This is a genomic window from Natronolimnohabitans innermongolicus JCM 12255 (genome assembly GCF_000337215.1).
Taxonomy (GTDB): Archaea; Halobacteriota; Halobacteria; order Halobacteriales; family Natrialbaceae; genus Natronolimnohabitans; species Natronolimnohabitans innermongolicus.
The window spans coordinates 92,008-102,167 of sequence record NZ_AOHZ01000011.1 but is presented as its reverse complement, the minus strand read 5'-3'; the positions used below and the strand labels follow the sequence as shown (position 1 = coordinate 102,167).

The 10,160-nt window shown below is 63.9% G+C and carries 11 protein-coding genes; 3 read left to right on the top strand and 8 right to left on the bottom strand.

Features of this window, described 5'->3' with window-relative positions; translation table 11 throughout:
- Positions 1 to 280, top strand: a 280-nt coding sequence (locus tag C493_RS23200; RefSeq protein ID WP_007257769.1) for a hypothetical protein, incomplete at its 5' end; no start/stop codon positions are given.
- A gap of 2 nt (positions 281 to 282) precedes the next feature.
- Here the strand turns inward: C493_RS23200 and C493_RS02235 are convergent.
- Both C493_RS02235 and C493_RS02230 read right to left on the bottom strand, forming a co-directional pair.
- Positions 283 to 1,608: an outer membrane protein assembly factor BamB family protein gene (locus C493_RS02235; protein WP_007257768.1), complete on the bottom strand. Its 1,326-nt coding sequence runs from the start codon at positions 1,606 to 1,608 to the stop codon at positions 283 to 285.
- A gap of 139 nt (positions 1,609 to 1,747) precedes the next feature.
- Positions 1,748 to 2,134 (bottom strand): hypothetical protein, encoded by a 387-nt coding sequence (locus C493_RS02230; RefSeq protein ID WP_007257767.1) that lies wholly within the window; start codon positions 2,132 to 2,134, stop codon positions 1,748 to 1,750.
- A gap of 596 nt (positions 2,135 to 2,730) precedes the next feature.
- Between C493_RS02230 and C493_RS02225 the strand changes: the two genes are divergently transcribed.
- Positions 2,731 to 3,042, top strand: coding sequence for a HalOD1 output domain-containing protein (locus tag C493_RS02225; protein WP_049889081.1), 312 nt, complete (start codon positions 2,731 to 2,733; stop codon positions 3,040 to 3,042).
- A gap of 167 nt (positions 3,043 to 3,209) precedes the next feature.
- On the opposite strand, the gene C493_RS21980 is transcribed toward C493_RS02225, so the two are convergent.
- The 5 genes from C493_RS21980 to C493_RS02205 all read right to left on the bottom strand — a co-directional run bounded on the left by C493_RS21980 (position 3,210) and on the right by C493_RS02205 (position 7,941).
- Entirely contained in the window at positions 3,210 to 3,356 is a 147-nt protein-coding gene (locus C493_RS21980; RefSeq protein ID WP_007257765.1) for a DUF1328 family protein, read from the bottom strand.
- A 248-nt stretch (positions 3,357 to 3,604) separates the two neighbouring features.
- The gene (locus C493_RS02220; RefSeq protein ID WP_007257764.1) at positions 3,605 to 3,991 is read right to left on the bottom strand and encodes a helix-turn-helix transcriptional regulator; all 387 of its coding nucleotides are present in this window, start codon (positions 3,989 to 3,991) and stop codon (positions 3,605 to 3,607) included.
- A 511-nt stretch (positions 3,992 to 4,502) separates the two neighbouring features.
- Positions 4,503 to 5,309: a 5'/3'-nucleotidase SurE gene (surE, locus tag C493_RS02215; RefSeq protein ID WP_007257763.1), complete on the bottom strand. Its 807-nt coding sequence runs from the start codon at positions 5,307 to 5,309 to the stop codon at positions 4,503 to 4,505.
- Positions 5,310 to 5,428: 119 nt separating this feature from the next.
- On the bottom strand, positions 5,429 to 7,066 hold the full coding sequence (locus C493_RS02210; protein WP_007257762.1) for a small ribosomal subunit Rsm22 family protein: 1,638 nt from the start codon (positions 7,064 to 7,066) through the stop codon (positions 5,429 to 5,431).
- Positions 7,063 to 7,941, bottom strand: a complete 879-nt coding sequence (locus tag C493_RS02205) for a prephenate dehydrogenase/arogenate dehydrogenase family protein (RefSeq protein WP_007257761.1) — start codon at positions 7,939 to 7,941, stop codon at positions 7,063 to 7,065. The genes C493_RS02210 and C493_RS02205 overlap by 4 nt, the downstream gene beginning before the upstream one ends.
- Positions 7,942 to 8,090: 149 nt before the next feature.
- On the opposite strand from C493_RS02205, the gene C493_RS02200 reads away from it, so the two are divergent.
- On the top strand, positions 8,091 to 8,822 hold the full coding sequence (locus tag C493_RS02200) for a GNAT family N-acetyltransferase (protein WP_007257760.1): 732 nt from the start codon (positions 8,091 to 8,093) through the stop codon (positions 8,820 to 8,822).
- Positions 8,823 to 8,825: 3 nt separating this feature from the next.
- Here C493_RS02200 and C493_RS02195 read toward each other — a convergent pair whose 3' ends face one another.
- A complete protein-coding gene (locus C493_RS02195; RefSeq protein ID WP_152421078.1) occupies positions 8,826 to 10,004 on the bottom strand; it encodes a hypothetical protein in 1,179 nt (392 codons plus the stop codon).
- Positions 10,005 to 10,160: the final 156 nt, after the last annotated feature.

Genomic DNA, 10,160 nt, shown 5'->3' with positions numbered 1-10,160 from the left:
CTACGTCCGAGATCGCATGACCGTCGAGGTCGCCCTCGGCGACGGCGACACGCACGAAATCGGCGACGTCGAACCGATCGCGTTCGACAGTTCTCTCGAGGTGTTCATCGCTATGCCCGGACTCATGCCGATGAAGGCTGGGGCGCCGCCGAACGTTGGAGACCCGCCGTTTGACGGCGATCCAGATTTTGGTGATATACTGGATGATCTCGGAGAACAGGATCTAACACAAGGATACAGTGGTGAGACGGAATGGTACGATGATGTTGGACCCCAGTAGCGTTACATGACCATTCCAACTACTCCATAGTTCCCATCTATAGAGTATATGATTTTGTCCTCGAGAATAGTGTACCCTTGTACTGTTCCTCGAACCATGTCTTGATGATCACGAACATCAAAAGACCACCTGGATTCGCCCGACTTTGGATCGAGCGCGTTTATATCCACATATCCGATACCGCGCCACACGTAGAGCGTATCCGCCGACACGAACGGCCGAAGTCCGGTCGGCCCGGTCTCGAGTGCACTCGAGTCCCACGTCTCGGGTTCGTTTCCGGTGTCTAACTCGACGGCGTGGACGGCGGGGTATCGACTCGGGGCCGCGGAGTAGGCGATTCCGTCGGCGATCGTCGGAGCGCGCCCTCGCGTCGGAACGAGCGTGTTCGTCTGTTCGAACTCGGTACGCACCTCGGCGTCGCCGGTGTGGCCGTCGATCGCCAGCAGTTTCTCCATCTCGTGGAGGTAGACGGTTCCGTCGCGGACCATCAGCCCGAACCCGGAACTGACGTTCCCCGGCGGGGAGTACGTCCAGTCCGTGCCGGCGGACGAGATATCGATCCCCAGCACTTCGTAATCGTGGTCGTTGTTCGTTCGCCGGACCACGTAGAACATTCCGTCGGCTCCGATGGCGATGTCCTCCGTCGAGTCGGCGTTTCCCTCCCAGACGATCTCTCGCGTCTCGGTATCGATCGCATAGAGATCCCCATCGGTGTGAACGTAGACGACGCCGTCGTACACCCGCATATCGCTGGCTTCCCGCGACCTCGAGCCGAGATCGACCGACCAGCGTCGATCGCCGTCGTCGGGGTCGATCGCCTCGAGTTCGTCAGTCAGGAAGTAGATTGTATCGTCGCTTATCGCGGGCGTCGTTGGCGGGTAGTCGGCACCCGGTGGTGCGTCCGGGTACGTTCTATCGATCTCCCATTCGACGTCACCAGTTACGGCGTCGAGTGCGTACAGCACCGAGTCTTCGGCGGCGACGTACACCAACCCGTTATCGACGACGGGTCCGGAGACGGCCACGCCGTCGTCGGTTTCGAACGTCCACCCCTCCTCGAGCGGGCCGTCGGGACCGCTCCAGTCGTCGGTCACCATCCGATTACCGGCGGTAAACCGCGACATCGGCCACCTGGCGTTGCTTACGGTGGTGTGACTATCGTTTTCGGTGGATGGATCACCGTCGTTGGCACCGTTCGGCGCCGAACCGTCGGAGTCGTCAGCCGTTTCGTCGTCGCTTCCCGTACAACCCGCGAGTGTCGTGGCGCCGACCGCCGTTCCGCAGGCGGCGAGCCACTGGCGGCGCGTCCGGATCGATCGCCCGTCCATTGTATACGGCCACGTCCACATATCAACTAAATAAATTTCTAGGATATACTATCGAATTTCGGATCGAACTCCGGCGAAACCGACCGAGCGAACTGTCGAACGGAGTGGGAGAATCGTGCGTCTCCAGTCCGTTTCGCACTCACTCTCGAGCGCGCTCCGCTTTCGCCCTCGCAGTCTCGATTTTCTCGTCGAGTTGCTTCGCCACGACGTACTTGAACTCGTCTGGCATCTGGCCGTACTGGACGTCGACGGTAAGCATCGCGTCGCAGTCGTCGACGATTTCGGGCGCCCACTTGCCCTGGGCCAGTTTCGACTCCTCCGTGACCACGGCGTCGCCGTCTTCGATATCGATGAAGGCCGTGACGGTGTTCCAGATGTTCGGATTGCTCGTCGTCGCCTCGTCGAACAGCCCCTCGAGTCGGGAGTCGGGGATCGGTTCAGTTGCGACTTCGTCGCGGAGGTCCTCGAGCGCGTCCGCGAGAGTTTCGTACGTCTCGGCGGGGCGGTCAGTATCGTCGAGGATCATCGGCGCCACCTCCCGTCGCTGTCGAGATCGAATCGCATCGGTACGGTACCTTGTAACTGGATCCCTAAGACAGCCACGTTACGGGAACCCGTATCCGTTTTCGCTGCCGGTTGCCGAAGGCGATTCATGATTGGGCACTCGCCCGCCCCATATAGCGAACACATAACACCAAACGGCCGCATCGACCACCTAATCACTGCCACTCTACCCGCCGTGGGCTAACGCGAACAGTTTCACTGTATCCGACGGTTTCCAATCGGTCACTAACGCCGGCGAACCGTCTCCAGGTTGGCAATACGGCCCATGTCCGTCGACGGTCACGCTAGAGTGATTGTGTACAGACACTACCATTCTCGACGAAAGCACGGTGACGGTGATGACTATCTCAGATTCGTTGACCCGGTCAGGAGGGCCGTACAACACGACAGAAAGCGTTCCTGTTCGATTTAGCGGCACTCTATTTATTAGTGGGCCGCTGGTTCACACGACCGTGACGATGATCGACCAGCACTGGGGTTTCAGGCGGGTGGCAGACCGAGCACCGGCCGCCAGCGCGTTTTGCGTGGCGAGGAGACGCCTATCGGGGGGCTCGAGCGATGGCTAACGAACGTGTGCGGTCGACGTCGACGCGGGGGGAACGAGACGAGATCATCGTCGACGTCGTGCAAGCGCTCGCCGAGGCCGACCGCCTCGAGCTCGAGGAGGTCGAGTACACCCTCTACGAGTACATCAATCCTGCCGTGTTGACGGAACTGGCCGACCACGACGGAGGGAACTGGCAGTTCACCTTCGAGATCGCCGACCACGACGTGACGATCACGAGCGACGGGCGGCTGTTCGTCGACGGCGTCCTCTGTCGAACGGACCTGGCGCTGTGTCGATCCACGACCCAGCCTGCACACGGCTGAAGGGGTCGCGGATCGGCGTCTCGGACGGCCGTGTCTCGAGTCGACGGTGATAGCGTGCACTCAAGAAGGACGGCAGCACGGCTCACCGTCGGTGGTCGTGACACAACGAAACGCCGGTGAGCGCGTCGGTCGGAGTGCTCACCTGCCGTCGACCGTGACGTCGCTCGCTACAGCAGCAGCGAGACGATCGCCAGGACGACGAAGATTAGCACGAGCCACTTCGCAACGGCCATCGACATGCCAGCGACGCCGCCTGCGCCCAGTGCGCCCGCGATGATCGCGATCACGAAGAACAGCAGTGCCAGTTCTAACATATCCGTACCAATGGGAGCACGGCGCATGTGAATTCGGCCTTCATACGCCGTCTGGACGCAACCCCCAGTCGTTCGAAGCTTGAAGTGTCGTGGACAGTGAGCGTTTGACCGGACGAGCGGTTTCGAACGAGTTGCGGTCGGTCGTACCAGTTGGTGTTGCAACTGCGACAGCTACGGCGAGAACACGGACGGAATCAGTTCGGGACTGTCGTATCGAATTCGTCAGCAGCCGTCGAATACGTCGGGTGTCACTCGTTGAGGTGTGATCGATACCCTTTCGGCTCGAAGCCGCGCCGACAGATGACGCGTTTTCGGCCGACGGTAATCGCGCTGATCTGGCCTTCCTCTTCCATCCGCGAAATGACCGTCTCGAGATGGTCCTCGGGCCAGTCGGTCTCTTGCTGGATGGTCGACCAATCGACGCGTCCGCCGCGCTTGACGAGCAGTCGAAGAATCTTGTCGTCGTCGGGAAGCTCCTGTTCGTCGACGCCGTATTCGATCTCCTCGGCGTAGCTCAGTGTTTCGTCCTCGTCGTCGGTCGGTTCCTCTGTCGTTGGCTCTTCACCCGTCGATTCGTCCGTCGAACTACTCGACCACAGCGACGTGAGGCGGGTCCAGAGCGTGTTGAATACCATTTCGTTTCACCCTCCGTGGAGTGTTTCGGCTGTTGTCCGTATCGAACCGTCTATCGGTTGTTCGTCTCTCATTTGGAATCTATTCGTGTAACTGTAGCGGCTGGTATGGCTGTCGTAACACTTCCGCCGGCGAATAGCCCCATCCTTGCGATCCGCAAGCCGGTTATCACATCATCGAGCAGACATTCCGGTCCAGCAGGGGCGGCGATCACGGTCGATCACGTCGAGAACGCACGTCGGCGTCGTAGTTTCTCTTGTCGGTTGGAGTGTCGTCGATACGTATCGTGGCGAGAGTCGCACGCGTAGCGCCGTTCAGAAGCGATGTCGGCGCGCGTACCGACTCGGTCTCAGATGGGAGCGACCGACGACCGATGGCGGTTCGCTCGAGTCTGGGAAGCGACATGCAAGGGGTGCAGTCGACGCTCGCCATACCCAACCGTTCATCATCCCGATACAAATCAGTTCGGTCGGAACGGGGCGCTCGATGGATCGCGTTCAACCGGGGCATTCGTCAGTTCGACGTGATTGTTTCCGTATACGTCTCCGCGAGCGCGGAGAGAGCGTCGTGGTGATTCGTCGAGTGTGGTGCCGTCAACGGGGAGACGCTGATTCGGCCCTCGACGACCGCACGTCGGTCCGTCCCGTTGGGGTCGGGCAGCGTTTCGGGGTCCATCGACTCCCAGACGCGGTCTCTGAGGTGGACGCTGTCGCCGTTGCGTTCGGCGTCCATCTCGTAGCGTTTCGAGGGGCGGGTGACCTCGACCGGCGCGGGTTCGCCGTCGGCGACGGGGACGTTGACGTTGAGGTACGCCGCGTGGTCGAAGACGCCGGCTTCGAGGGCGCGCTCGACGAGAAAACTCGTTACGCGGGTCGCTTCGGCGTAGTCCTCGCTGCTGAGATCGAGTTGCGAAAGCGGCGTGTCGCCGGCGGGGACGTACATCGAGGTCGCGATTGCGGGCACGTCGAAGAACGCGGCCTCGACGGCGGCGCTGATGGTTCCCGAGCGACCGAGGACGTACTCGCCGAGGTTGGCGCCCTTGTTACAGCCTGCGACGACGATGTCGGGGAACGGACCGAGTTCGGCCAGCCCGGCGACGACGCAGTCGGCGGGCGTGCCGTAGACGGCATAGCCCAGGTCGCGCTCTTCGACGTCGACCTCGTGGGAGATCGAACGGCCACAGGCGCTCTGGTCGGTCGCGGGGGCGACGACGGTGACGTTACCGTACGCCGAGAGGGCGTCGTACAACGCACGAAGGCCCGTGCTGTGGATCCCGTCGTCGTTGGTCAACAGTATCTCGAGATCGTCCGGATCGCTCATCGCTATCACTGGGGTTGGAGGCCGGCGCGAAAAGCCCTCCGCTTCGGAGAGCGAGAGAAACGACAACGCGCGTGATAGAGCCGAGAGGAAGGGAGCGTCACACCGACTCCATCCGGCGATCAGCCGATTCGGTCGACGATCGTCTCCTCGTCGACGACGAGATTGTAGGCTTCTTCGTCGTCGTTCCACAGCGCCAGTAGCTGCTCGAACGAACAGACCTCGCCGTAGTCGGCCTCGAGCAGCGGTCGGTTGAGCGAGGTTTCTTTCGTGAGAACCGCGTAGTGGTCGATCCGCTCGCTGCCGTCGCTGATTTTGAAGAGGGGGTTCGAGCGGCCACCTCCGCCGCCATCTCCGCCCTCGCCGTCACTGAGCGATCTGCTGAGCTTCGCCGCGACGAGGTCGATCCGGTTGGGGACGTGGCGCTCCATGTCGGCCATCCGCGCCCAGTCGCCGGTGTCGAGCGCGAGATCGATCCGGCGTCGGCCGTCGAGGCGCAGCTGCGAGTAGGAAAACTGGACGTCGACGTTGACGAACTCGCCGGGGGCGTGGTCCGCGTCGTGTTCGGGTGTCGCCTCGTCGAGTTTCCGCTGGAAGGTAGGGACCTCGAGATCGGGTCTGGCGTCGAACGTCCAGCCGCGGTCGTCGGGGCGCTGGCCGGGCCAGAGACGGACCGCGGGGCCGTAGACGGTGACGCGTCCGTGGCGGTCGGTGCGGTCGTCGCCACCGTTAGCGTCCTCACTGCCGTCGTCGTCTCCGCCGGCGTCAGTTTCGTTCGTCGCGTCCCGATTCGCATCGGCGTTCACGTTCGCGTCCGTCGTCTCGAGTCCCATCTCCGCGGCCGGCCACACGCGTTCGTCCTCGAGTTCGCGCTCGATCTCGCGGAGGCCGACGCTGGTGTTCTTGTCGGCCGGCGCCATCGCGAGCAGCGTGCCGTCGGGCGCGAGCCACTCGAGGGCCGAGCGCAGGACGGTCACGGGATCGTCGAGTTCGCTGGCGACGTTGGCGGCGACGATCAGGTCGAAGCCGTCGTCTGGTGCGGCGGGATCGAAGCCGTCGGCCGTCGACGTCGCCTCGGGATCGAACGACTCCACGGTCGTCCGGTGGACCGTCGGGTGGACGTTCCGACCGGTTTCCTCGAGCAGCGCCTCGAGCACGTCGGCGGCGGCACTGGGTTCGATCGCGTGATAATCGAGTAGGGCGTCCTCGGGGAGGTACTCACAGAGACCGAGCGCGGGGCCGCCGACGCCGGCACCGATATCGAGGACGCGAAGCGACCGCCCGAGCAGGCCGCGCGCGGCGAGGTCGTCGAGCGCGTACTGGATCGCCGCGTAGTAGCCCGGCAGGTGATAGATCGCGTAGCCGGCGGCGACGTCATCGTCGTACTCGACTGGGCGACGCTCAAGATAGCGCGTCTTGAACCGGCGGACGGTCGAGCGCAGGAGGTCGCCGGTGGCGTCCTCGTGCCAGTTGACGCCGTATCGATCGACCAGCAGATCTTCGAGTCGCTGCTCGTAGGCGGTCGGTACCCGCTCGACGGGGCCGCGGTTCGGGGCGACCGGATCGTCCTCGACGGGGACGAACGTGCCGTCGTCGGTCTCGAGCAACTCGAGGTCGGGCGCCATCTCGCGGAGGTGCTGGCGGACGACGGCCGGATGAGGGTTGCCCTCGACGTACTCACAGATTTCGTCGGGGTCGATTGGTCTAACCTGTCGCAGGTACTTCGCGTTCGAGCGGACGGCCTCGCGCTGGTCGCTCATTCCGTGGGTCCTCCGTTCGGGTCCATGTTTGTCTTTGTCTCCGACTCCGACTCCGTTTTCGTCTTCGTCTTCCTCGCCGCCGCTGCGTTCGTCGGTTCTCGATCGGCGTCCCCGTCGACGCCTGCGGCGTCGTCCGGCTGCCACTGCGCGGCGGCGTCTCGATACAACGCCTCGAGTTCGTCGGCATCGGCGTCGGCGATCGCCGCGGCGGCGTCGGCGACCCGGTCGGCGCCGTCGAAGACGCCCTGGATGTCCGCGTAAACGCGCGGGGTCCCCTCGGTCATCTGCTCGACCAGCGTCTCGAGTCCCTCGTAGATCGGCGTCTCGAAGCCGTCGGGGACGGGTTCGGTCGCGAGGGCAAAGGAAAGGACGGCCGCGTGGGTCGCCGCCTGCACCGTCTCCATCGCCTCGTCGTGTTCGGTCGTCGTGGTCTCGATCGGGTCGTTGCCCCGTTCGGTGAGGTCCGCGAGCAGCGATTCGATCGTCGGTCCGGCGTCGTCGCGGACGACGGCGATCGAACCGGGCGCCCGTTCGGGAGCGAAAAGCGGGTGGAGACTCGCGCGCTCGAGGTCGGGTGCGTGGGTCGCCATCGCCTCGAGGGGCGCGTCCATCACGCCGGAGACGTCGACGATCGCCCGTCGGGCGCGGTGGGCGTGGTCGCCGACCGCGTCGACGACGTGGGTCATCGGCACCGCGAGACAGACGACATCGTACTCGCCGTCGTCCTCGAGTCCCGTCGTCTCGGCGCCGTCGCCGACGGCTTCGGCGGCCGCGGTCGCAGCGGCCGGGTCGACGTCGGCGAACGTCACGGTCGCGTCGATCGCTCGGCCGAACCACGTTCCCATCGACCCCGCGCCGACGATCAGTACGTCCATCGGTGCCTGCTACCGGCCCGCGTCGCAAAAGCCGTTCGATCGATCGGCTCGGGTGACGGTCCTGTGAGCGGGCAATTCGAGTCAGCCGACACGAGTGGTGTATGGTATCTGTACACAAGATCTAAACCGAGAGTTTCCGTACTGGTCGTATGGGCGTCACCGAGCGACCGACCTTTTCGTCGGAGGCGAGCAAGCAAATCTACGAGTACGTCGAGCGACACGGCACGGTCAAGCGACATCGGTTGCTCGACGTGCTGTCGTTGCCGGCCGAGGAGTTCCAGACCCACCTCGAGGCGCTGAAAGCTAACGGCTACCTGCAGGAAGACGGCGGGACCCTGCAGATCGACTTCGAGTTCGGCGCCGTCACCGAGTACGAGTCCGGCGACCTCGAGTTCGTCATCCGGCCGGGCCGGCAGAACGACTTCGACGGCCTCATCGAGACGATCCGGGACGTGACCGCCGAGGAAACGTACGTCGTCGCCGAGACCATCGCCGAGGAACTGCTCTACGAGGACGCGGTAACCAGACACAACAGCGTCAAATCTCGGATGTTCTTCGTCGCGACGGTCGACGGGGAAGTCGTCGGCTGGACCCACCTCGACCTCCCGCAGATCGACCAGTTGCAGGGCACGGCCCAGCAGACCGTCGGCGTCCGCGAGGAGTACCGGAGCCACGGCATCGGGAGCAAACTCCTCCAGCGCGGCATCGAGTGGGGCGAAGCTAACGGCTTCCGGAAGGTGTACAACAGCATCCCGATCACCAACGACCGCGCCCTCGAGTTCCTGACCGAACACGGCTGGGACACCGAGGCGATCCGCCGGGACCACTACGAGATCGACGGCGAGGGCGTCGACGAGGTGATGATGGCCCGGGAGCTCTAAGCTCTAGTCGCTGAAGATTCCGTCGGAAAGCGACCGGGCCGCGAAATCGCCGCTCAGCGCTCCCTCGCTTTCGGCCTCGTCGGGATCCTCGAAGCGCGCCGTCCAGTCGTCGTGGTACTCCTCGGCCGAGCGGTGCCCACCGGTCACCGCTTCGGTTTCCGCGACGAAGGCCTCCGCTCGAGCGGCGAAGTAGGCGCCGATGAGCGCTTCTGCGTCGGGGTCGTCGTCCGCGTCGTCGACGTCGATGGTCGGTGCGCCCTCACCGGCGGTTTCGTCCGGTACCGAACCGTCGGCGACCGCCTCGGGCGTGTGTCGAGCCTGTTCGACGCCGTCGTTCCACCCGCCCTCGGCGGCCTCGTCGACGCTGTCGAGGGTGCCCGTCCAGTCGTCGTGGAACTCGTCGGTCACCCGATGTTCGTCGGCCATCACCTCGCTCTCGCCGAGGAACGACTCGGCCCGCGCCTCGTAGTAGGCGTCGATGAGCGCGTCGGCCTCCGCGTCCGCAGCTTCGTCCTCGTCGTCGGATTCCTCGAGACCCACCTCGACCGTCTCCTCGTCTGACGCCGTCTCGACCGTCACCGCAACGGACGTCGCGTCGACGTCCTCCGCGACGTCGAACGCGATCCGCTCGGTGATCGACTCCTCGCCGTCGACCGTCTCGTAGTCGCGTTCGGCGACGGGCTCGTCGGCGTAATCGACGGTTACCAGAAACTTGCCGTCCTCGGCCGCCGATCCGTCGACCCGAATCTCCACCTCGAGGTCGACCGTCTCGCCCGGTGCGACGGTGTCGGGATGCTCGAGGATCGAAACGGTGTGCTCGCCGGCGTCGTTCGCTTCGTCTTCGTCGTCCGTTTCCTCGTCGCCTTCGTCGTCTGTTTCGTCCGCGTCGCCTTCGTCATCTTCGCTTTCGCCGTCCGTCTCCTCTACATCTTCGTCGTCCTCGTCCGCGTCGCCGTCGTCATCCATTTCGTCGGTCCCGTCGTCGGTTCCGTCCGTGCCATCGTCGCCGTTCGACTGTTCCTCGCCGGTCGATTCGCCGTCGCCTTCGCCGTTGTCGTCCGTCTCGCCGGCGTCGTCCGTACCGTCTTCTTCCCCGTTCGGTCCGCCGACGTCGCTGCACCCAGCGATGACCGCAGACAGTGCGCCGACCGTCGCCCCCGCCAAATAGTTTCGTCTTCGCATGGGTCTGGCTTTAGACAGGGAGTTCAAGAAACAACCTAAAAATATGCTACTAATACGTTCATAGTAATACGATCGTTCAGTTTTCGAATTAGTTCGGAGAGACGAGGCCGCCGGCGGATCGCGGACGGTCGAGGCTCGCCTACTTATCCACGCGGG

Bases quoted from the DNA above. Each gene is read 5' to 3' on its own strand.
- C493_RS02210 (WP_007257762.1), bottom strand. From the start codon at position 7,066: ATGAGCGACCAGCGCGAGGCCGTCCGCTCGAACGCGAAGTACCTGCGA.
- C493_RS02195 (WP_152421078.1), bottom strand. From the start codon at position 10,004: ATGCGAAGACGAAACTATTTGGCGGGGGCGACGGTCGGCGCACTGTCT.
- C493_RS02230 (WP_007257767.1), bottom strand. From the start codon at position 2,134: ATGATCCTCGACGATACTGACCGCCCCGCCGAGACGTACGAAACTCTC.
- C493_RS02205 (WP_007257761.1), bottom strand. From the start codon at position 7,941: ATGGACGTACTGATCGTCGGCGCGGGGTCGATGGGAACGTGGTTCGGC.
- C493_RS02200 (WP_007257760.1), top strand. From the start codon at position 8,091: ATGGGCGTCACCGAGCGACCGACCTTTTCGTCGGAGGCGAGCAAGCAA.
- C493_RS02220 (WP_007257764.1), bottom strand. From the start codon at position 3,991: ATGGTATTCAACACGCTCTGGACCCGCCTCACGTCGCTGTGGTCGAGT.
- surE (WP_007257763.1), bottom strand. From the start codon at position 5,309: ATGAGCGATCCGGACGATCTCGAGATACTGTTGACCAACGACGACGGG.
- C493_RS02235 (WP_007257768.1), bottom strand. From the start codon at position 1,608: ATGGACGGGCGATCGATCCGGACGCGCCGCCAGTGGCTCGCCGCCTGC.
- C493_RS02225 (WP_049889081.1), top strand. From the start codon at position 2,731: ATGGCTAACGAACGTGTGCGGTCGACGTCGACGCGGGGGGAACGAGAC.
- C493_RS21980 (WP_007257765.1), bottom strand. From the start codon at position 3,356: ATGTTAGAACTGGCACTGCTGTTCTTCGTGATCGCGATCATCGCGGGC.